This window comes from Enterococcus sp. LJL128, assembly GCF_056924295.1.
In genome coordinates this window covers 41,279-63,233 of the sequence record NZ_JBXPBP010000020.1, presented here as the reverse complement: position 1 = coordinate 63,233, position 21,955 = coordinate 41,279, and the positions used below count along the sequence as shown (strand labels likewise).

The 21,955-nt window shown below is 38.5% G+C and carries 24 protein-coding genes; 21 read left to right on the top strand and 3 right to left on the bottom strand.

From position 1 onward, the window contains the following. Positions 1-556 precede the first annotated feature (556 nt). From AC1Z3K_RS16960 to AC1Z3K_RS16940, 5 genes are all read left to right on the top strand, one after another. The gene (locus AC1Z3K_RS16960; protein ID WP_461733388.1) at positions 557-1,114 is read left to right on the top strand and encodes an RNA polymerase sigma factor; all 558 of its coding nucleotides are present in this window, start codon (positions 557-559) and stop codon (positions 1,112-1,114) included. Continuing rightward, on the top strand, positions 1,098-1,376 hold the full coding sequence (locus AC1Z3K_RS16955) for a hypothetical protein (protein WP_461733387.1): 279 nt from the start codon (positions 1,098-1,100) through the stop codon (positions 1,374-1,376). The genes AC1Z3K_RS16960 and AC1Z3K_RS16955 overlap by 17 nt, the downstream gene beginning before the upstream one ends. 16 nt (positions 1,377-1,392) lie before the next feature. Next, a complete protein-coding gene (locus tag AC1Z3K_RS16950) occupies positions 1,393-1,947 on the top strand; it encodes a hypothetical protein (RefSeq protein WP_426081671.1) in 555 nt (184 codons plus the stop codon). Positions 1,948-2,110: 163 nt separating this feature from the next. Further along, the gene (locus tag AC1Z3K_RS16945; protein ID WP_461733385.1) at positions 2,111-3,133 is read left to right on the top strand and encodes an LTA glycolipid anchor biosynthesis glycosyltransferase, IagA/BgsA family; all 1,023 of its coding nucleotides are present in this window, start codon (positions 2,111-2,113) and stop codon (positions 3,131-3,133) included. A 22-nt stretch (positions 3,134-3,155) separates the two neighbouring features. Further along, positions 3,156-3,350: a cysteine-rich KTR domain-containing protein gene (locus AC1Z3K_RS16940; RefSeq protein ID WP_461733384.1), complete on the top strand. Its 195-nt coding sequence runs from the start codon at positions 3,156-3,158 to the stop codon at positions 3,348-3,350. A gap of 165 nt (positions 3,351-3,515) precedes the next feature. On the opposite strand, the gene AC1Z3K_RS16935 is transcribed toward AC1Z3K_RS16940, so the two are convergent. Then, the gene (locus tag AC1Z3K_RS16935) at positions 3,516-3,815 is read right to left on the bottom strand and encodes a DUF2316 family protein (protein ID WP_426081668.1); all 300 of its coding nucleotides are present in this window, start codon (positions 3,813-3,815) and stop codon (positions 3,516-3,518) included. Between the two features lie 137 nt (positions 3,816-3,952). On the opposite strand from AC1Z3K_RS16935, the gene AC1Z3K_RS16930 reads away from it, so the two are divergent. The 9 genes from AC1Z3K_RS16930 (at position 3,953) to AC1Z3K_RS16890 (ending at position 14,463) form a co-directional block, all read left to right on the top strand. Then, a complete protein-coding gene (locus AC1Z3K_RS16930; protein WP_461733383.1) occupies positions 3,953-4,381 on the top strand; it encodes a MarR family winged helix-turn-helix transcriptional regulator in 429 nt (142 codons plus the stop codon). 338 nt (positions 4,382-4,719) lie between these two features. Further along, positions 4,720-5,403: a response regulator transcription factor gene (locus AC1Z3K_RS16925; protein WP_461733382.1), complete on the top strand. Its 684-nt coding sequence runs from the start codon at positions 4,720-4,722 to the stop codon at positions 5,401-5,403. Then, on the top strand, positions 5,400-6,311 hold the full coding sequence (locus tag AC1Z3K_RS16920; protein ID WP_461733381.1) for a sensor histidine kinase: 912 nt from the start codon (positions 5,400-5,402) through the stop codon (positions 6,309-6,311). Before AC1Z3K_RS16925 ends, AC1Z3K_RS16920 begins: the two co-directional genes overlap by 4 nt. 76 nt (positions 6,312-6,387) lie before the next feature. Further along, positions 6,388-7,068 carry an ABC transporter ATP-binding protein gene (locus AC1Z3K_RS16915; protein ID WP_461733380.1) on the top strand — a complete coding sequence of 227 codons (681 nt, stop codon included), beginning with the start codon at positions 6,388-6,390 and terminating at the stop codon, positions 7,066-7,068. Then, the gene (locus tag AC1Z3K_RS16910) at positions 7,065-9,509 is read left to right on the top strand and encodes an ABC transporter permease (RefSeq protein ID WP_461733379.1); all 2,445 of its coding nucleotides are present in this window, start codon (positions 7,065-7,067) and stop codon (positions 9,507-9,509) included. Before AC1Z3K_RS16915 ends, AC1Z3K_RS16910 begins: the two co-directional genes overlap by 4 nt. 204 nt (positions 9,510-9,713) lie before the next feature. Beyond that, a complete protein-coding gene (locus AC1Z3K_RS16905; RefSeq protein WP_461733378.1) occupies positions 9,714-10,412 on the top strand; it encodes a helix-turn-helix domain-containing protein in 699 nt (232 codons plus the stop codon). Positions 10,413-10,678: 266 nt separating this feature from the next. Then, entirely contained in the window at positions 10,679-11,260 is a 582-nt protein-coding gene (locus tag AC1Z3K_RS16900; RefSeq protein ID WP_461733377.1) for an undecaprenyl-diphosphatase, read from the top strand. 280 nt (positions 11,261-11,540) lie between these two features. Continuing rightward, a complete protein-coding gene (locus AC1Z3K_RS16895) occupies positions 11,541-12,311 on the top strand; it encodes a MerR family transcriptional regulator (RefSeq protein WP_426081660.1) in 771 nt (256 codons plus the stop codon). Positions 12,312-12,423: 112 nt separating this feature from the next. Further along, positions 12,424-14,463 carry a HelD family protein gene (locus tag AC1Z3K_RS16890; RefSeq protein WP_461733376.1) on the top strand — a complete coding sequence of 680 codons (2,040 nt, stop codon included), beginning with the start codon at positions 12,424-12,426 and terminating at the stop codon, positions 14,461-14,463. A 190-nt stretch (positions 14,464-14,653) separates the two neighbouring features. Here the strand turns inward: AC1Z3K_RS16890 and AC1Z3K_RS16885 are convergent, their stop codons facing one another. Both AC1Z3K_RS16885 and AC1Z3K_RS16880 read right to left on the bottom strand, forming a co-directional pair. After that, a complete protein-coding gene (locus AC1Z3K_RS16885) occupies positions 14,654-14,890 on the bottom strand; it encodes a hypothetical protein (protein WP_426081657.1) in 237 nt (78 codons plus the stop codon). A gap of 220 nt (positions 14,891-15,110) precedes the next feature. Then, positions 15,111-15,944 carry a MerR family transcriptional regulator gene (locus tag AC1Z3K_RS16880; RefSeq protein WP_461733375.1) on the bottom strand — a complete coding sequence of 278 codons (834 nt, stop codon included), beginning with the start codon at positions 15,942-15,944 and terminating at the stop codon, positions 15,111-15,113. Positions 15,945-16,125: 181 nt separating this feature from the next. Between AC1Z3K_RS16880 and AC1Z3K_RS16875 the strand changes: the two genes are divergently transcribed. The 7 genes from AC1Z3K_RS16875 (at position 16,126) to AC1Z3K_RS16845 (ending at position 21,919) form a co-directional block, all read left to right on the top strand. Beyond that, positions 16,126-17,070, top strand: coding sequence for a sugar-binding transcriptional regulator (locus tag AC1Z3K_RS16875; protein WP_426081655.1), 945 nt, complete (start codon positions 16,126-16,128; stop codon positions 17,068-17,070). A 190-nt stretch (positions 17,071-17,260) separates the two neighbouring features. Continuing rightward, on the top strand, positions 17,261-18,055 hold the full coding sequence (locus AC1Z3K_RS16870; protein ID WP_461733374.1) for an SDR family oxidoreductase: 795 nt from the start codon (positions 17,261-17,263) through the stop codon (positions 18,053-18,055). Between the two features lie 10 nt (positions 18,056-18,065). Then, positions 18,066-18,479, top strand: coding sequence for a PTS sugar transporter subunit IIA (locus AC1Z3K_RS16865; protein WP_461733373.1), 414 nt, complete (start codon positions 18,066-18,068; stop codon positions 18,477-18,479). Then, positions 18,480-18,968, top strand: a complete 489-nt coding sequence (locus AC1Z3K_RS16860) for a mannose/fructose/sorbose PTS transporter subunit IIB (protein WP_426081652.1) — start codon at positions 18,480-18,482, stop codon at positions 18,966-18,968. Positions 18,969-18,982: 14 nt separating this feature from the next. Next, positions 18,983-19,798: a PTS mannose/fructose/sorbose transporter subunit IIC gene (locus AC1Z3K_RS16855; RefSeq protein WP_426081651.1), complete on the top strand. Its 816-nt coding sequence runs from the start codon at positions 18,983-18,985 to the stop codon at positions 19,796-19,798. Positions 19,799-19,810: 12 nt separating this feature from the next. Then, entirely contained in the window at positions 19,811-20,671 is an 861-nt protein-coding gene (locus AC1Z3K_RS16850; RefSeq protein WP_426081650.1) for a mannose/fructose/sorbose PTS transporter subunit IID, read from the top strand. Between the two features lie 18 nt (positions 20,672-20,689). Then, the gene (locus AC1Z3K_RS16845; protein WP_461733372.1) at positions 20,690-21,919 is read left to right on the top strand and encodes a zinc-binding dehydrogenase; all 1,230 of its coding nucleotides are present in this window, start codon (positions 20,690-20,692) and stop codon (positions 21,917-21,919) included. Positions 21,920-21,955 lie beyond the last annotated feature (36 nt).

The following is a 21,955-nucleotide window of genomic DNA, read 5'->3' as shown; positions in this document are numbered from 1 at the left end:
AACTGCGAATTATGATTCGCCACGGCAACGCTTTAATTGTAAACTAAAAAAGACCAAGAGAAATGTTTCCTCTTGATCTTCAAAAATTCTAAGATTTCTCTTCACCAACATTAGTTGACAAAGAGCCGTATAGGAAAAATTAAAGAAGCAGCAGCGTTAGATTTCCTTAAAGAAAGGAAGTCAGTATTGCTGTGGCTAGGTTAGTTAGCTTTATAGAGTGGACCGATTCGGGCTCCACTCTTTTTTTGTGGAAAATATAGAGATGGTCAAATATCCATTTAAAAAAAATTTTTCAGCCAGCTTACAAAAAATTTGAATTTTTGCGAATGATTTTTCCTTTTTCTGCGACTACCTTAATGTACACCACTTTTTTAGAAGGGAAAGAAAGCGTGTATTAGCCAAAATGATTTTTTTACAACAGTATATAAATAAGAAAGAGTAGCATTTAGTGACCTATCCTTAAACTACTTAATCACTGGTATACTGAAGAAAAGTAAATAACCAGCAGCGGAAAATAGTTGTTGGGAGACTAGGGAAGGGCGAAGGAGTGTGAGCAATGGCAGAAAAAAAGTATGAAGAAAAATTTATTCAGCTCTATCATTCCTATGTTGATGAAGTCTATAAATTCGTTTATCTGCGTACGGGTTTAAATCCACAGCTGGCGGAAGATGTTACGCAGGATATTTTTCTTGAGGTATATAAATCTCTGAAAACATTTAAAGGTTTGTCCTCTGAGCGAACCTGGCTGTTTAAAATTGCCCGCAACCGCTTGAATGATTATTATCGAAAACAATATAAGCATTTTTCGGAAAATACCGATATAAATAATGAAGAGCTTCAGACTATCCCGGACTCTTCACAGGATATAGAGCTTGAACTCATCAAAGAATATGATAAGCAGCTGATCCGTACGTGCTTAAATAGCCTTTCGCCGTATTATCAGCTGATTTTGACAATGAAATACTTAGATGACTTATCAGTTAAGCAAATGGCTGAATTATTAGGAAAAACGACAAAATCTGTAGAAAGTGTGCTTTATCGTGCAAAGCAGGCGTATATCAAGGAATATCTGAATCTTGGACAGGAGGAATACAGAAATGAAAACAAAAAATGATGACTTTATCAAGCAGTCGCTAGAAGAATTAGCATCAGATAAAGGAATATTTCCAAGTTCAATTCAAAAACAGCGGATGCTGGCAGCTATCCAAAGTGAAGTCAAGATAACAACTACTCGTTCCCGCAAACAACGGTTGAAAGACTTCATTGTGAATCGGCCTTATCGTTTTGCCTTTTCCTTCTCAGCTGTACAGGCGGTTATCTGTGCACTTGCTTTTGGAAATGACTACACAGAATTTATTTTAAAACTATTTGAATGAGAAGGGATGTGCTCTAATGAAAAAAATTTTTGAAATCCTGAATGATCCAGTAGGGTCTTTTAATAAACAGGATAAGGTGATTTCACTGCTGTTCGTTTCATTTACTGCGCTAATCGTTACAGCTTTCGACCCGCTGATAATGGGGACATCATTTACGATTATTAATCTGTTAAAGATTTTTCTACTGAGCCTAATTGAATATAGTTTATTTTGCTTATTGTTATTTGCGGTTTGCTGGATATTTGGCAACCGGCAGAAACTTAGCTGGTTTTTGACTCAGTGGGCATTTACCTTGTTTCCTACAATGATATTTAGTGTTTTAATTCCTCTTATGTTTATTATCGAGTCCAATTACAATCATATGTCGGAAAATTTTTTATGGGGCTTATTTGTTAATATAGTCTTTTTCGGTGCACTCATCTGGAAAGTTATACTATACGTGCTGTTTTTAAGAAAGGCAGCTGGACTTAAAGGTATTCGTTTTTATGGAGCGTTGCTGCTGATTATAGTAGCAGCCTTGTTTTTAGCTGAGTTCATGGGCGGTATAGGTCCCAAAACACCCATTATCTGATTGATGTGTGAAGACAAAACTGGTTATATAAGCCAGTAAGTCCTGTAATTGAACTGGTTTGAATAAGAGCGTTTATAAACTTTATATTGATGCGTATTAGCTGTTTACACATGTTAGAAAAGCGGCTAAGACAATCATTTTATTAGATGAAGGAGGATTTTCAATGAAGATATTATTGTATTTTGAAGGTAAAAGAATATTAGCAAAATCTGGTATTGGCCGCGCACTGGAGCATCAGAAACGGGCATTAGCGGCCGCAGGAATTGAGTATACACTGGATCCGAACTGTATAGATTATGATATTCTGCATATTAATACTTATGGGATTGGCAGTTATCGGATGATTGCCAAGGCCAGGCGAATGGGAAAGAAGGTCATTTATCATGCACATTCTACGGAAGAAGATTTTAGAAATTCATTTATTGGTTCTAATCAGGTGGCACCCTTGTTTAAACGCTATTTAATCTCTCTTTATTCTAAAGCTGACTGCTTAATCACACCAACAGTCTATTCAAAAGAAATACTGGAAGGCTACGGGATGAAGCAGCCGATTGCAGCGATTTCCAATGGAATTGATTTAGAAAAGTATCGTCCGGATACCCGTAAGGAAACTCTTTTTAGAGAATACTTCAAATTGGCGCCAGAGCAAAAGGTTGTTATCTGTGTTGGCTTGTTTTTTAAACGAAAGGGACTGATTGATTTTGTAGAAATTGCTAAATCAATGCCTGACTACACCTTTATCTGGTTTGGTCATGTCAATATGTTGAGTATTCCCAAAGAGATTCGGGAGATTGTTAAAAAGAAGCATCCGGACAACGTTCTTTTTCCGGGATATATCAAAGGAGAAATTATCGAAGGAGCTTATTCAGGTGCTGATTTGTTTTTCTTTCCTTCATACGAGGAAACCGAAGGAATTGTTGTTTTAGAAGCGTTAGCCAGCAAGCAAAAGGTTTTGACTCGTGATATTCCTGTCTATCATGGCTGGCTTGAATCAGGGATAAACTGCTACATGGCTTCCGATAATGCTGGGTTTAAGCAGCATATTCAAAGGATTGTTGACAAGCAGCTGCCGGATACCGCAGAAAGAGGCTATCAAACAGCTGTAAGGAGAAGTATCAGTGAAATCGGTCAGGAATTAAAGCTGGTTTATGAACAGGTTCTAGATGAAAATTATGTAAAAATTTAATTGTAAGAACAGGAGGAGTAATATGCTGGAGAATGAGAGCTTTTGGATACTTTGTACGGTTTGTACTGGTAAGACGAGAACCAAAATTAGAAAAGACAGCGAGTTGAAAAATTTCCCTCTGTATTGTCCCAAATGTAAGAGAGAGTTTTTGATTAATGTAGAAGCTGCTGAAATAGAACAAATAAAAGAGCCAGACGCCCAGACGCAGAGCCGCTAATATAGAAGTGAGGACACTTCATGTTGGCGGCTCTTTTGTTTGATTTTTAGAGTATAAGTGAAAGGGATTTAGCTTTGTTTGTCTAGTTGATCTCTCGGAGGAGAACGGTTCTGTTGCGGCATACTCGTGAAAGTATTGGTTTTGTTTAAAATGTAACTAACTATATCAGCCTATTCGCTTGTTTTTAATCCGCTTCGAATTTAAAAACCAGTATTGCTGGTAGTTGCCAACCAAGGCAGTGAAGGGGATGGGCTGCTTATTTTGAGCAATGATTTGTTCTTCTAAATAATTTTTTAAAACCCAGGGATCTTCAATGCGAGTAGTTTGAAGCTGAAGGGTGTTTTCGATAACTGAAATACTTGTTTTTAAATCTCGTGCGATTTCTGAGAGAGACAAGCCGGAGAGGACTAGATTTTTTTGAAATTCCTCTTGTGTCTGCAGCATCTGATTAGAGGTTAAAGACATGATAATCGCTTCTTTCTTTGGTTTTTAATGTTAAAAAATTAATAGTTGTAAATTTAACTATATGAATAATACTTTATTATGAAACAGTTGTCAATTAGAGTATTTTAAATTAAACTAACGGAGAAGAGGTGAGGCTAGTGACTTTCAACAAAGAGGATATCACAGAAAAAATTTATACATTAAGTGTTCTTCAGCAAAGCTATGTTGGGGAGCATTTGAGAACGCTACAGCTAAATAGTCTACAGGCACGGAGTCTAACCTATGTGTACAAACATCCGGCTACTATTCAGCGTGGACTAGCTAACTATTTAGGAAAAAAGCAGGCAACGGTAACAAACATTCTAAAAATTTTGGAAGAAAAGCAGTTGATTTACAGAGAAATTCCTAAAGAGAATGAACGGCAAAAAAATATTTTTTTGACGGAGCAAGGGAAACAGATGGTCATAAAAATTGAAGAAATCTTCCAGCATTTGAATGAAGAGCTTTGCAGCACTTTTTCAGAAGAAGAACATCATCTGTTTTTAGAACAACTGAAAAAAGCAGAAAAGGCGCTAGAGAATGTGTGAGCAGTCTAATCTGATATGTGCATTAAAAAAATAATTTAAGAGGAACGATTGAAGCAGACTAGATTGGTATTTTCCATCCTAGTCTGTTTATTTGAGTCGATTTATAGTGTGTTAAGACAATCAAGCCCTTCATTACACATACTTCTGTGACTGGATTAAAAAAGTTCTTTTGTACAAACCACTATCATGGAGGGGAGAACGGTTTGATTTTAAGAGCTTTACGATTTAAACAGAGCAGCCTAATCTTGCTGTTATTTAGCTATTTCTAAAAAGTAATGTAAAAATATCCAATTAATAGTAAGATAAAATGAAAGCCGAAACGTAAAGGAGCGAAGTGAATGAAAAAGATTTTTTTAGTTGAGGATGATGAACAGCTGCGTCGGGGAATTACCTTTGCCTTGGAACAGGAAAGCTACCGAGTAGTTACAGCAGAAAAAATCGCTGGAACAGTCGAAAAAATTAAGCAGGAACAGCCGGACTTGATTATTTTAGATATTAATTTACCTGATGGGAATGGTTTAGATCTTTGCATGGCTATTCGTAAAATAACCAAGACGCCTATTTTCTTTTTGACGGCTTTAGACATGGAGACCGATGTTGTTGCCGGTTTGTCCGTAGGGGCGGATGATTATATTATTAAGCCCTTCTCCTTGGCTATTTTAAAGGCAAAAATCATCGCTACTCTGCGCCGGCTGGAAACCTATGGAACAGAGCTTTCTGTACCGCCGTTTCTATTAGATGTGTCTGCCAACCGTCTTTTTAGAGATGGACAGGAAATAGCCCTAAGTTCAACAGAATATCGACTGGTTCATTATCTGCTCAAAAATGCTGGAACTGTTTTGGAAAAGGAACAACTCCTTGATGTATTATGGGATACTCAGGGAAAATTTGTCGATGAAAACACATTATCAGTTAATATTAGAAGAATTCGAGTGAAAATTGAAGCTGATCCTCAGCAGCCGGAGTTTATTCAGACAATACGTGGAGTAGGTTATGTGTGGAAGAAGCGGAGGAAATCATGAGTATTTGGATAGGGATAATACTTAGCTGCTGTTGCTTAGTTGGAGGGCTCTATATCCGCCAGCTAAAGCTAAAGCAGGAGGCAGAACTGGAGAAGCTGGAAGCAATCTTTGATCAAGTGATTTTTAGCTCGTTTGATCCAAATGAGGTGAAGTATGAGGAGGGGCAGTTAGCTAAGGTCATTTTTAAAGCTCAGCGAATTGCGGAGATTGCAGAGGACCGCAAACAAACGGTAGAGCTTGAACATCAGCGGATTCAAGAGCTGATTGCGGATATTTCCCATCAGATGCGAACACCGTTATCCAGTATTATGATGTACACTGAATTAATGCAGATGACCGGATTGTCAGAACATGAGGCAAAGGAGTTTCTAGCCAGAATCGAGGTTAGCTCTGAGCGGCTCATGTGGTTAGCTTCTGAATTTATTGTTATGACTCGATTTGAAACGGAAACGATTGATTTACAGCCGGAGTTGCTGGATATCAACCAAACCCTTCAGCAGGCAATAGCAGAAAATCGTGAAGCGGCCAATCAGAAGGGGATAACTATTCAACTGGTATTTCAAGAGGTGAATCCGCTTATGCATGATTCCAAATGGACAGCAGAGGCCTTTAGCAACGTCATTGAGAATGCAGTGAAGTATGCAAATCCCAAAACTGAAATAAGCATAACTGTCAAACGGCTTCTTTCTTATACGCGAATTGACATTTGTAATTCAGGAATAGGTATCCTGCCTGACGAAATGCGGTTAATTTTTCAAAAATATTATCGGGGAGAAAATGCTGGAGATATGTCTGGTGCGGGTATCGGTCTTCATCTGACTAAGCTGATTTTGGAAAAACAGGGTGGCTATATTCTCTCTAAGGAGACATCAGAGAAGACTGTGTTTTCTCTATTCTTACTAAACTGACAGAAAAGAAGTCCGGATTGTCAGCGAGGAGTAAGAACGCCTTGCTACACTTAGATTAACAAAGGAGGCGTCTACTATGGAAATCGTAACAGTCAAACATTTGATGAAAACATACGGGCAGGGAGAAAATCAGGTTCATGCAGTTAACGATGTCAGTTTAACAATTTCAGCAAAGCAGTTTGTAACAATAGTTGGTACTTCTGGTTCAGGGAAAAGCACTTTGCTTAATCTACTGGGAGGACTGGATCAGCCAACCAGCGGTGAACTATTTGTTGATGAGAAAAACTTGTCTGCAATGACAGAAGAAGAATTAACGATTTTTCGCCGTCGTAATGTAGGCTTCATTTTTCAAAATTATAATTTAGTGCCGATTTTAAGTGTTTATGAAAACATTGTGTTACCAATTCAGTTGGATGGAAACAGGATTGATGAGGACTTTGTGGCTCAGATTATTGAGACCTTGGGCTTGTCAGGGCGGGAAAATGAACTGCCTAATGCGTTATCCGGCGGACAGCAGCAGCGGGTTGCGATTGCTAGAGCACTGGCTTCAAAGCCGGCTATTATTCTAGCTGATGAGCCAACCGGAAATCTGGATAGTCACACCAGCCAGGATGTGTTGGGCTTATTGAAAATGACTGCTAAAAAATTTCATCAAACAGTTATTATGATTACGCATAATGATCATATTGCTCAGCTGGCAGACCGGGTTATTCGAATCGAAGATGGTCGTTTATCTGAAGAAGGTGACTTCTCATGAAAACACAAAAAAAGATTATTCGCTCAATTGGACTCAAGAGCTTTCGAGCTAATAAACGCCGAAATATTTTTGTCAGTATTGCGATTATTCTAACAACCGTGCTGCTGACTTCCGTTGTCAGTTTAGGAATGAGTTTTCTTGAATCAAATGAGCAGCAGCAGAGAAGAGTTTTGGGCACGATGGCTGATGCCAACATGAATAATCTGACGACCGCTCAATATAAAAAGCTGTCGGAGAATGAAGGTGTTGAAGCTTATGGAACGCAGCGAACCATTGGTATGATTAATCCAGTCAGTCAGAAGAAGAAAGATGCTGAGCTCATTCTGCACTGGTATGATGAAGCAGAATGGCTGAATCTAAGAGTACCCACAGTTACTGATATTGAAGGGCAGTTTCCCAAGAAAAAAGATGAGATTCTAGTCCCTTTGTCAGCGCTGACGATTTTAGGAATTGAGCATCCGAAAATTGGCATGGAGATTCCACTAACCTATACTTATCAAGATCAGACAATCACTCAGTCCTTTACTTTATCTGGTTACTTTAAGGAGTATGTGACACAGCGGGTTTCGAATATGAGCTATCTTTTGGTATCTTCTACCTTTGCAGCAGAGTATCCGGATTTAGAGGGAAAAAATACTGTTTCGGTTAAATATAAAAGCAGTCAAGGGATTGGAAAGCAAAATGACGAGCTGGCCAAATCATTGGGTCTGACTGAAAATCAGGAAATAAAAACAACTGTCCGTGAAAGCGGGGGCAGCTCTATGACTCTGTATCTAGGTGTTGGTGCGTTTATTTTAATTATTTTGTTATCCGGCGGTTTGTTAATCTACAATGTGTTGTATATTTCGATTGCAAATGATATCCGTTTCTATGGCTTGCTAAAAGCCTTAGGGACGACAGGAAAGCAAATTCGAAGCATCATTTTACGTCAGGCTCTGATTTTATCCTTGATAGGTATTCCTATTGGTCTTATTTTAGGCAGTTTGGTCTCTACAATAGCAGTTCCTTTTGCCTTGAATATTTCAACCTTTGCTGATACAAAAGTGACTTCTATCAATCCCTGGATTTATATATCTGCTGCTGTCTTTGCACTATTTGTAACCTTAGGCAGCTCTATTAAGCCTGCCCGAATTGCTGCTAAGGTTCCGGCTATTCAGGCGATTAGATTTACAGAAAGTGCCCCTAAAAAACAGAAGGTCCGCGGACATTCGGGCGGGAAGCTGTACGCTATGGCTTGGCGCAATATTTTTAGGGATAAGAAACGGGCATTAGTTGTGATTTTATCCTTATTTTTAGGGATTTCACTATTTATTGCTACGAATACAGCCTTGGAAAGTATGGATTTGGAAAATTTTGTGACCAGTGAAATGTCGGAAGACTTATCGATTTCCCAAAGGGAGATACCTGCTTCCAACCGTTGGGAAGAGGATCAGGAGCTGCTGCAGCAAATGAATCAATTCTCTGGTATTGAAGAGCTGCACATTTATTTATCGAGTAGAATCCTAGTAGATTTTGAAAAAGGCAAATTCTCTGATTATATAAAGAACTATAATAAAACATTTAAATATGGCACGCATAAAGAAGAAAACCTGAATAAAGAAAACTTCTTTAGCCAGATAATTGGTATGGACACTGAGGAAATCCGTACAGTGATGGAGGCAAACCACCGTTCTTTCGATGAAGAGGCATTTGAAGTTGGTGAACTCTGTCTGGTTCAATCGGATACACCAGAAGACTTTAAAGCTATTCCTAATCTGGATTTTACTGTCCTTGAAACACAGCAGAAGCTTAACTTGCCAATCGGCGGTTATTTTCCAATAGCTTATCTTGAGCAGCAAAGTGACGGCGCACCAACCATTCTGATTTCAAAAAATTATATGAAACAAATAATCCCTAAAGCAACGATTTTAGAAATAAGAATGAATTTTTCTGATGAAGAGGAAGAGGCTGGCGTTAAGCTCATGACAGAGCTGGTAAAACAACGCCCCTACTTTCATTTGATGTCCAAGAAAGAGCAGATTGAAGCAGCACGTACAGGAACGATGACGATGCGAATCTTGGGAAATGCACTAGCAGTAATTTTAGCTGCTATTGGACTATTGAATTTTATTAATGTAATTACCACCAGTATTATCTCTAGAAAACAGGAGCTGGCAACCTTAGAGAGTATTGGCATGACACGCAGACAAACCAATAAAATGCTGGCTTATGAAGGTCTTTACTATGGCGGGATAACGGCTGTTCTTGTATTGACACTGGGAATGTGTTTGACATATGGTTTGTTTCTAGTTGTAAAAAATTCCGCCACTTTTGCAGTTTTCAGCTTACCCTTACTCGAGGTCAGCGGCTCCCTGCTGTTAGTATTTCTTGTCTGCCTTTTGACTCCTATCCTAGTGATGAAGGCGTTAGGACATGACCATCTTGCCAACCGCATTAAATAATAAAGGCGTTAACTTAAATTGTCTTAGTAATAAAACACTGAAGGAACGCGAAGAGCTTGGAACAAACAGCAGAAAATTGCTGGTTTTGTTTCAAGTTCTTTTTTGGACTAGATATAGAAAATGTTTGATAGAGAAAAGAATCATTCGCAAGCTTGTTGAATGACTAAATTTTTTTCAAAGAAAAGCGAAGAGGGTTCAAGGTCTTTGGATTATGTATTATACTATCAAAAGAGGGCGGCAGATTTTGACAAAGCTGTACCAAGCAAGAGAAGTAGAAAAATGAGGATGACGTTTGTGGAATTAGGTGAGAAGCTGAAACAGCTTAGAAAAGAACATGATTTAACTCAGGAAAAATTAGCAGAAAAACTATTTATTTCCCGGACTGCGGTCTCAAAATGGGAGAGCGGCAAAGGATACCCGAATATTGAATCTCTGAAAAATATCTCTCAGTTGTTCTCTGTGTCAATTGATGACTTATTATCAGGTGAAGAGATGGAGCAGGTTGAAAGAAGAGAAGAAAAACAGCAGCAGGAGAATCGTTTATATACGCTGATTTATGGACTGCTGGATATACTCACCTTGGTCTGTATTTTCCTGCCCTTCTATGGTCAATCAGCTGGACAAATGATTCGGTTAGTTTCCTTGATTGAGTTTAATGAATCTGTAATTGATAAATCGTTTTTTTTGATTTTACTGTTGCTGATGATTGTGACGGGTATCATAGAATTGATTTTATATTTTTGGAAAAAGGATAAGCTGTTAAGATATAGTCGAATTTGGTCGCTATTTGTCCATTCACTGGTCATTTTATTTTTCGCAATGGCAAGACATCCTTATGTGATTGTCTATCTGTTTTCGATTTTTATAATAAAAGCCTTTCTTTTATTTAAAGCAAATAAATAGGGGAAAGCCTTTAATACCAACCTTTGACACGGAAAGTGTCAAAGGTTTTTTTGTATGTGACGAAAGGATTCTTGGACTTTGCCTGGAAGAAGTTAATAATCGAGAAAACGGAAAAGTAAAAAAATCCTCAAAAGAGGAGAAAAAAATATGAAAGGATTAGTTGATTTTTTTAATATAAATTCTGCAAAGGATTTATAATTATGATTTATTTTTAGGATTTACATGAATGAAATTTTTCAAATAAAAAAGTTGTAAAGGAGAAAAAAATGACAACAATAGACAATGAAGTTTTTCGAAGCATTAATAATTTAGCAGGAAGGAACGATGTTCTAGATTATCTGGGAATTTTTATTAGTAAGTATACGATTTTCATTCTGGCAGCCTTTCTGATTTTTCAATGGTTCTATAAAAGGCAGGACAGCTCTTACAGAAAAGTTCTGATACTGTCTCTATTAACCTTTATCGTTGCCGAAATACTGGCGAAAGGTTTAGGACAGCTCTATGAACATTTGCAGCCCTTTGCGGTTCTTCCAAATGTAAATCAGCTGATTGAAAAAGAAGTGAATAATAGTTTTCCCAGTGACCATACAGTTTTGTTCTTTAGCATCTTAACACCATTATTTTTATATAGCGGCAGAAAAGGAAAAGTTCTTTGCTTCTTTAGCGCACTGCTAGTTGGAATCAGCAGAATTTTTGTAGGGGTTCATTATCCATCAGATGTGGTAGCAGGAGGATTATTGGCGATAGCTGTAGGTATACTTATTTATCGTAGTTTGTTTTCTTCTAAAATAATGAATCAGCTGGTTGCTTTCATTGAAAAATTGGAGACAAAGCTTCTCAGTAGATAAGCTGTTTAGCGAGCAGTTGTTTGCTGCTTTTTAGCATTCATTCCTTTGACTGGTAAGGGCTTCTACCTGTATAATTTCTTTCAGAAGTACTAGAAAATTCCGCTGGGTAAAAGGACAAACAATCGCTAAATAAACTTTGTAGACTAAAATTCTATAAGTTCATCAAAAATCAACTTCACAACTCATTTAAATAAACAATTTATTTCGATCTTTTGAGAAAATATTTCATAGGAAATACTGCTTGTCCTTGGCATTGTTGTGAGGCTGTTTTTTACAAGGTTTGTATGGAAGAAAGGAGGGGCTGACAGTTAACATCTACAGAACATCAGAAGTAGCAAAAATCGTGGGCCTGCATCCAAATACAGTTCGCCGTTATGAAGAATGGGGGCTAATTCCGCAGGCTGAGCGTGAAGAAAACGGCTATCGGCGGTTTACCGACTTTCATATTGCAATGATTCAACTAGCTCAGACTGCTTTTCAGGTGGAGGTGCTGCAGAAGGGACTTCGGAAGAAAATGGTTGGAGTTATTCAGTCGGCAGCAAAGAAAGATTTTGAACAGGCCAGTCAGCTGGCAGATGACTACCTCCAGCAAATTCAAAAAGAACAACAGCAGGCTCGTGAAGCGATTACAGCTGTAGAGGCGCTTTTATCAGGGAAAAATGAACAGCTAAAACCGATGAAACGCAAGGAAACAGCTGACTATCTGGCAATCACAGTAGACGCATTACGTAATTGGGAGCTTAATGGCTTGTTATTAGTTAAACGGCGGGATAATAACTATCGAATCTATACCGCAGAAGATATCAACCGGCTAAGAATCATCCGTATTCTGCGCAATGCCAACTATTCCCTTGAAGCAATCCTGCGCTTATTGAATACTATAGATAATCCGCTGCCGGCAGCAGCAATCACAGGACTTCTTAATACACCAGCAGCTGATGAAGAAATCATTAGTGTCTGCGATACCTTAATTGATTCTTTAGAACTGGCTGAGAAAAATGCTAAGCTTGTTAAGAAAAAACTTCAAGAAATGAACAGAACGTTTAACTAAAAACCCTCCACTATACCACCAAGGTTTTGATTGGTGGTATGCTTCTTTTCTATGGCAGATTTGTTGATTTTTAACAGCCGTTTTTATTATCAGAAAAGGAGTGGATGATAAAATGACGATTTCGACAGAAGAACAAAAGCATTTGACTAAAACACTAGAAACGCTTGAGAAAGCATTTCAAATTTCTCTTGGCAAAGAACAGAAAACAGATGCCGGCTATATGGAACTAAAAAAATATACGGTAGATTATCACCATGAGCTGGACAAATACGAAGTTTATGACTACCAGAAGAGCTTAGCTTCGATGGATCGTCAGGTCGGCGCAGAACGTCAGAGTCAGCAAAAGCTGCGGTATGCCTTATCCAGTCCCTACTTTGCACGAATTGACTTTTGCTATGATGATGAGAGTGAAGCAGAGCGTTTTTATATTGGGCGCTTTGGTTTTTCCCAGGCTGCGGGAGACAGTTTGATTTACGATTGGCGAGCCCCGGTTGCTTCATTATATTATGATTTTGGTCCAGGAACTGCTGAATATCAAACAGATAGCGGCTGCTTTTCAGGGGAGCTGACAAAGAAAAGACAAATTAAAGTTGAAGATGGGCTCCTTCAATATGTAGTTGATACCGATCAAGCTCTTCATGACGAGGTTTTGATGGAGGAACTAACGAACTCTTCCAGTGAACAAATGAAGACAATCATTCATACGATTCAAAAAGAGCAAAATCAGATTATTCGAGATCAGCAAACAAAGCATTTAATTATTCAAGGAGTAGCAGGGTCGGGAAAAACATCGATTGCACTGCATCGTATCGCCTATCTGCTTTACAACAAGCGAACGAGTCTGCGGGCTTCTGAGGTTCTGATTCTTTCACCCAATGCGGTATTTTCTGATTTTATCGCAGGCGTACTGCCGGAGCTTGGGGAAGAGGAGCTGATTCAACAAGAGTTAGGGACTATTCTCCAGCCGTTTTTACCTCAACTGACGATTGATTCATCTTACCTAAAAGAAACAAATAATCTTAGTGCTTTTCCCAACAGCCAACAAGCAAAACGCTGTAGAGAAATTAATCGAAAAGGATTCACTAAAAAACTGAAGAATTACTTAGAGGAGGTAGCTAAAGCTCCCTTTGAAAAAGGAATCGAGGCTGGAACTCTGCAGCTATCAAAAGAGGCATTAAACAATTTATTTGCCCTATGCAGCAGCTCCGCTTCCGTGTATGACAGAGTAGATGAACTAGCGAAGCAACTGTTTCTTCGTCAAAGGGAAGAGCAGCAGACTGCAAAGAGCTTAACTCAAAAGCAAATCCACCAGCTGCTCTTAAAAAGATTGATACATCAAAGCCCGCTTTCAATTTATAAAGATTTTTGTTCCAAAACAGGACTGATGTTCACTAGCAAAAACAAAGAAGCACTCAGTTATTCAGATATTTTTCCGCTACTTCTTTGTAAATTTAGTTGGGAGGGACAGGAAGAAATCAAAAACGTCAAGCATCTGATTATTGATGAAATGCAGGACTATTCAGAAATTCAATACGAGGTAATCAGCAGGCTGTTCAGCTGTAGTAAAACAATTTTAGGGGATGTTTCTCAAAATATTTCACTAGAGCAAGGACTGAACAGCCAAGAAATCAGTAAATATTTCTCCGACGGAAGAATGGTAGAGCTAAATAAAAGCTATCGCTCCTCATACGAAATCATTCAATACGCTCGGCGATTCCTTTCGGATCAAAAACTGATTCCAGTGGAGCGCCACGGAAAATTACCGGAAGTAAAGCGTTACAAAAATCTGACTGATCAGATGAAACAACTAGAGGAATTGTTCATCCGTTTTTCTGCATCAGGTAGTCAGCTATGCGGTGTCATTTGCAAGAACTCGAAAGAAATTGCTGAAATCAAGAATTTTTTTAAAGAAAGGGAGCTGCACGTTTTAGATGAAAACAGCAAGCAGTTCAAAAGAGGCATTAATTTGACAACCTTCACGCTAGCAAAAGGCTTGGAGTTCGACGTTGTGATTCTTCCATATATTACAGAGGAAAACTATCATTCCAACTTAGATAAAAATCTCTTGTATGTGGGCTGTACACGGGCGATGTCAGAACTGTATTTACTTGAAAGCGATCAGCAGCCTTCTCAGCTGCTGAAACAGTCATAGAAATATTTGGAAAAGCTGAGTCTGTTCCAACAGTTATGCAGCTTTGTGCAAAAAAAGAGAATTTGGCCATCCCTTATGGCTCAAATTCTCTTTTTGTATTAAATTTAAACAAAGGCTGCTATCAAAGCCGCTCTTAAACAAAAGAGGCTGCTTTGTAATAGAAGCTTCTAAAGGATTTAACTATGCATGGTTAATCAATATGTATCCATTCTTCTTTAATATCTTCAGAAGTTTCTTTCCATGTCTTTTTTAAGGATGAACGGAAATTTTTTGCCTCTTTTTTCATTTCTTTTGCAGTCTTATCCAGCTGTGAACGTGTCTCTTTCTGCCAATCATTTGAATAGAAAATAGCCCCTTTAGAAAAACCAATGAGACAAATGACCCCAATTAGTGCGACACCTACGACAATTTTACTTCCTCTTCTCATTTCTATTTCCTCCATTCTTCTTTCTCTCTTACTCTTATTCTATAGAATTAACGCTTTTTCTTCATCCTGCTTCGGTCTGACTTTTCAGTGCTGATTATTCGGTCTCTGGTTGTAGATTTGATAATCTGTGAAAAAATTTTTTCTTGATTTTTAATATGAATAAAAAAATGATCCAATCCTCGTTCACTCAAAGGATTGGATCATTCTTTTTAGTTAACTGCTAAAATTTCTCTAACGATTTAGCATTGACTGGAATTTGAAGCTCGGTGATGTTTTCCTGATGATAAATCTCCCTGATAAATCCGCTGACAGTCAGCCCAGTTTGTTCAATCCAGTCCAACATCTGAGTATAAGTTTCGCCAATACTGTTCAATTTTCCTTCATGAATAGCAGAAACAACCTGCTCTGCCGGTAAAGTTGTTAGTTTTACATCACTGCTTGGCGGAAGCTTCAACTCTTTAACCAAAGGCTCGATGATTTCCTGGTCAATAATTGGGCTTTCCTGTTTCAAGAACAAGCCTTCACGGTAAATGGTTAGACAGGGAGTAGTCACCTGCCCTCCACATGTTTGAATGGCAGTTTCCAGTTCATGCCAGACTTCTTCTGAAAATGCATCAAAGGTTTGTTTTGGATTTTTCTTTTTAAAGCTCCGTCGAATACTGGCGCCTAAAATAGGTTCAACTGTTTTTATAATAATCTCATTCATTACGGGGATTCCTCCATTCTGTAGTAAAAATAAATTAGTTTGTATTCTGCGAATCATCTGTTTTTTTTGAGAGATATCATTTTCCAATGCTGTAATATTTTCGGCAAGCCGCTGACTCAATGTAGCAGAGGCTTGGCTGTCCGTTAAAAGCTCTTTAATCTCCGCAAGTTTAAAGCCGGAATCCTTTAAAACCAGCAGCTGATTCAGCTCAGGTAATTGTTCAGCTGAATAAGTTCGGTAGCCGTTTTGAGCTATTCGTCCGCTAGGAGAAAAAAGGCCCTGTCGATCGTAGTAGTGCAGTGTACTGACGGATACACCGCTGATTTTTGAAAATTGCGCAATATTCATTGGTACTCCTTTCGTTGCTTATCAATTGATATTCTAATAATAAACTATGAAGCAGGTTTAGAGTAAAGAGAAATTGGTAAAAAAATTAAAAAGGAGCTAAGAGTGGCTTACAAATGATATTACTCTTTCACGATTGTGCATTGTATGATATAGTTTGTTCAGATGAAAAAGGAGCAAAGCTATGGATGAAGAAAAATTACTGATGAGAATCGCGGAGATGTATTACCAAGAAGACAAAAATCAAAGTCAGATTGCGAAAGAGTTGAATATTCATCGGACGACGATTAGTCGCCTGTTGAAAAAATCAAGAGAAGAAGGAATTGTTCAAATTACAATCAATTATGACAAATCAACTAGCTATTCACTGGAACAAGAGCTAACACAGCAATTTGGGTTAAACAAGGCAGTTGTTGTTCCTGTAGCTGCTGATTTAACCAGACAGCAAAAGGAACATATATTAGGTAAAGCTGCCGGCGAATGCTTTCTCTCTTATCTAAAAAATCAATTAAAGATTGGTTTTTCATGGGGACACTCTCTTGCCGCGATGGCTGAAGAAATGCCTTCAAGAGCCTTTGAAAATATCCTTTGTGTACCAATGATAGGAGGACCTTCCGGAAAGCTGGCGAGTGAGTATCATGTAAATACGATTGCTTATGCTGTTTCAAAAAAAATTACTGGTGACGCTTTAATGATTGATTCTCCAGCAATTACTGAAACTAGTGAATTAAGAGATGGCCTGATGAATGGTTCGTTTAACCAAGAGTTGCTGCAGCTTTGGCAGGAACTGGATATTGCTGTATTCGGAATCGGTAGTCCAATCTTAAGTGAAAATGATGTTTGGAAGGGCTTCTATGGAGAAGAGGTTTTAAAAGAGCTGGAAACAAAAGGAATTGCCGGTGATATTGTATCCCGCTTCTTTGACAAAGAAGGACGACAGGTAAGGAGCAACTTGGATGGTCGGATTATCGGTATCTCAATGGAGCAGCTGCAAAATGTTCCTGAACGGATTGGGATAGCTGAATCTTTAGAAAAGGCTGCCGGTATTCGTGCTGCATTAAAAGGACATCTGCTAACAACCTTGATAACAACTGAAGAAACCGCAAGAAAAATAGTAGCATTAAAATAAATAATTTAGCAACAAAAACAGGTAGTTTGTTAACAGACTGCCTGTTTTTTAGTTTTTGCAAAAATAACAAACGTGATTTCTGTATATCAAACGTGAAAAAAGTGTTGACATTGTGAAAGCATATACATATAATGAATTTGTGATATCACAAATGTTAATATAAAATATCAAATGTGAGTGAGGGAGAAAAATGAGCTGGTTAAATATTGAGAATAAAGTTGTTATCGTAACAGGAGCTTCTTCAGGAATTGGGGAAGCCATTGCAAAAGAGCTATGTAACTTAGGTGCATTTGTTGTTAATGCAGATATTAATGAAGGAGCATTCACGCATAGTAATTATTTCTTTGTTCAGACCAATGTAGCATTGAGAGAATCTGTGAAGCAGATGGTTGATTTTACTATTGATAAATTCGGTAGAGTAGATGCTCTGGTAAATAATGCGGGAGTAAATGTTCCGGCTTTGTTGTCAGATAAAAAGAATGTCAGTGATTATGAATTAACAGATGATCTATTTGAGAAGATGACTATGATTAATCAAAAAGGTGTTTATCTTGCTAGTCAGTTAGTCAGCAAGATTATGTTAAAGCAGCATTCAGGAGTCATTATCAATATGTCATCGGAAGCAGGTTTAGAAGGCTCGGAGGGACAAAGCTGCTATGCTGCAACTAAAGCAGCAGTTAACAGTTTCACCCGTTCGTGGTCGAAAGAATTAGGAAAGGAAGGGATTCGAGTTGTAGGGATTGCACCCGGAATTATGGAAGAAACTGGTCTTCGAACTTTAGCTTACGAGACAGCGCTAGCTTACACTAGAGGGAAAACGGTAGAGGCTATTCGAGAAGGGTACAGTCAGACGGCAACTATCCCGCTAGGGCGAAGTGGAAAGCTATCCGAAGTTGCTGATACAGTCGCTTATCTTATTTCAGATAAAGCCAGCTACATAAGTGGTGTAACATTGAATGTTGCAGGAGGAAAGACTAGGGGATAGGAGAAAGACTATGACAAAAGTAATTTTAGCAGCACATGGCTGCTTAGCGGTAGAAATGAAAAACTCACTGGAAATGATTTTTGGAAAAGCAGATGAATTTTTTCCGGTAGTGTTTAATACAGAGGATGGTTTGGATAGTCTGGAAGAAAAGCTTAGGTATGCGTTGGCAGATGCAGAAACGGCACTGATTATAACAGATTTATATTGTGGCACTCCATTTAATGCAAGTTGTAGTCTGGCAATGAAGGAGTCAACGCAGAATATACAGGTTCTCTCAGGTATGTCACTGCCAATGGTACTGGAAATTGCAGGTCAGTTGAAGATAATGCCAATAAATGAAATCGTATGCAAGATTAAAGAGATGATCCCTGAGACAGTTAAATTATTTTCGAAGGATGAGGTTGAAGACGAGGAGGAATTATAGATGGAGATACGTTTAGCTAGAATTGATGATCGTTTAATTCATGGACAGGTTGCAACGGTTTGGGCAAAAGAAGCAGGAGCCTCACGAATTATCGTAGTAAGTAAAGAAGTGAATGAGGACAGTATACGGAAAACACTGGTCAAGCAAGCAGCCCCTCCAGGAATAAAAGTAAATATAGTTGATGTAGAAAAAGCAGTAAAGGTTTTTCAAAATCCCAAATATGAGAAGGAAACAGTCTTTTATCTATTTACTAATCCGACAGAGGTATTGGAGCTGGTGCAACAAGGAGTGCCATTGGCATCGATTAATATCGGCGGTATGCAGTTTAGGAATGGTAAGACGCAAATTACTAAAGCTATTTCTGTAAGCCCAGAGGATGTAGCAGCGTTTAGAGGATTAAAAGCTGCCGGTGTGGAATTAGATTGCAGGGTAGTTGCAACTGATTCAAAAATTGATTTTGAAGCGAAACTTAAGGAAGCAGTAGTTTAAAAGGAGGTTATACTATGGAACTTTCAGTCATTCAGATTATTCTTATTTTTATTTTCTCAGCTATTTCAGGAATGGGTAGTGTTTTAGATGAGTTTCAGACCCACAGACCATTAATCGCTTGTACAGTAATTGGCTTAATTCTTGGTGATTTGACAACCGGGATTATTCTGGGAGGCACTTTGGAGCTTATTGCACTTGGCTGGATGAATATCGGTGCCGCCCAATCACCAGATTCAGCTTTAGCTAGTATCATTTCTACGATTTTAGTTGTTGTTGGTCAACAGGATATTCAAGCAGGCATCGCTATCGCTTTGCCAGTTGCAGCTGCCGGCCAAGTACTAACCGTGATTGCCCGAACAATTACAGTCGCTTTCCAGCATGCAGCAGATAAAGAAGCAGAAAAAGCAGCATTTAATAAAATTATTTTTCTTCACTTCAGCGCTCTTTTTGTTCAAGCTCTGCGGGTTGCGATTCCAGCTGTTATAATAGCAACCTTTGTCAGTGCTGAGATGGTTAATACCATGCTTTCTGCGATTCCCGATATAGTAACTGGCGGGTTGGCTGTTGCCGGTGGTTTTATTGTAGTTGTTGGGTATGCTATGGTCTTGAATATGATGAGTGTTAAGTACTTAATGCCGTTTTTCTATTTAGGGTTCGTATTGGGCGGTTATTTAGAATTCAGTTTACTGTCATTTGGAGTAGTTGGTCTGATAACTGCGCTAATTTATGTTCAACTGAATCCAGAGTTCAAGAAGCAGGGCACTGAGCTAGGAGAGCCAGCGGTTGCCGGCAGTGTGTCAGCAGTTGCAGATGATGAACTGGAAGATTAAGGAGGAGAAAAAATGGAAGCAACGGATACAACGGCTCCAGTAGAAAAAAAGGAGCAATCTCTGATTACCAAAAAGGATTTAATGACAACGTTTGTTTTTTCAAATTTTCAACAGGCCTCGTTTAATTATGAGCGAATTCATGCGCTGGCATTTTGCGTAGATATGATTCCGACAATTAAAAGAGTCTATAAAACAAAAGAGGAGCAGGCAGAAGCCTTGAAGCGTCATTTGACATTTTTTAATACGACACCAGCAGTATGTGGACCCGTTATTGGCGTAACGATTGCTATGGAGGAAGCAAAAGCTAGCGGAGCAGAGATTGATGATGGAACGATTAACAGCCTAAAGGTCGGATTGATGGGACCGTTGGCAGGAGTTGGCGATCCATTGGTTTGGGGTACGCTGCGCCCGATTACAGCAGCAGTAGGCGCTTCTTTAGCATTGACTGGTAATTTGTTGGGACCGGTATTTTTCTTTCTAGTCTTTAATCTTATTCGTTTAGCAATGAAATGGTTTGGTCTGACTTACGGTTTTAGGAAAGGGTTGGATATTGTTCAAGACCTGTCTGGAAATTTGCTGCAGAAATTGACTGAAGGAGCAACGATTTTAGGATTATTCATAATGGGCGTTTTGGTTACAAAATGGACAACCATCAATGTTCCTCTTGTTGTTTCTGAAACACCGGGAGCCGATGGAGAAATAATTGTAACTACTGTACAGAATATTCTGGACGATTTAATACCTGGACTATTAGCTTTAGGTTTAACTTTGTTAATGATGAAACTGTTGAAGAAGAAAATTAGTCCAATTTTGTTAATTTTTATTTTATTTGCAGTTGGAATTGCCGGGTATGGATTGGGAATTTTACAGTAGAGAAGGGGAAGAAAAAAGATGAGAACAAAAGCAATACGCTTATATGGAAAAAAGGATCTTCGGCTGGAAGAATTTGAGCTGCCAAAAATTACCGAGGATGAAATCCTGGCTTCAGTTATCACAGATAGTATTTGTATGTCCACCTGGAAACTGGCGAATCAAGGAGCAGATCACAAAAAGGCACCAGATAATCTCGCTGAAAATCCAATTATTATTGGTCACGAATTTTGTGGAGAGCTGCTAGAAGTTGGTGCAAACTGGCATAATCGCTTTAAAGCTGGTGAAAAATATGTTGTTCAAGCCAACTTGCAGCTGCCGGATCGTCCAGATTGTCCAGGATATTCCTACCCTTATACTGGAGGAGATGCAACTTATATCATTCTTTCAAAAGATGTTATGGAACAGGATTGTCTGATTCCATATAATGGAGAAACGTATTTCGAAGGTTCGTTAATTGAACCATTATCTTGTGTAATTGGTGCTTTTGAAGCAAATTTTCATTTGATTGAGAATAGTTATGAGCATCAGATGGGGATAAAAAAAGACGGAGATTTATTGATTATGGGCGGGACTGGTCCGATGGGACTGCTGGCAATAGATTATGCGTTACACGGGGAAAGAAAGCCGAAAAGAATTGTTGTAACGGATGTCAACGACGAAAAGCTCGAGCGGGCAGCGCGATTATATCCGAGTCAGGATGGTATTGAAGTTTTTTATGTAAATGTAGGAAATGTGGAAAATCAGGCAGAGCATTTAGAAAAAACTATTAATGGAAAATTTGATGATATTTTTGTTATGATTCCGGTTGCTAAAGTGTTAGAGGAGGCTTCAGCTTTATTGAATCCCGATGGCTGTTTGAACTTTTTTGCAGGACCGCAGAATAAGGAGTTTGCTGCACCAATTAATTTTTATGATTTACACTATTCATTTACTCATTATGTAGGTACTTCCGGCGGCAATACAGATGATATGCGAAAAGCAGTTCAACTGATTGAAAATGGAAAAGTTCATGTAGCTAATGTAGTAACCCATATTTTAGGATTGAATGCAGTTGGAGAAACGACTTTGACCCAACCTGAAATTGGCGGCGGGAAAAAGCTGGTCTACACTCATAAAAGCTTTGAACGTACAGCTCTGAACGAAATAGCACAGCTGGATAAAGCCTTAGCAGAAATCCTAGCTGACAATCAGGGAATTTGGTCCAAAGAGGCGGAGGATTATGTATTAAAGCATTTCCCGGAAATATAAAAGAACGAGTGTTTATTGGAAATTTACTTTCTTTCC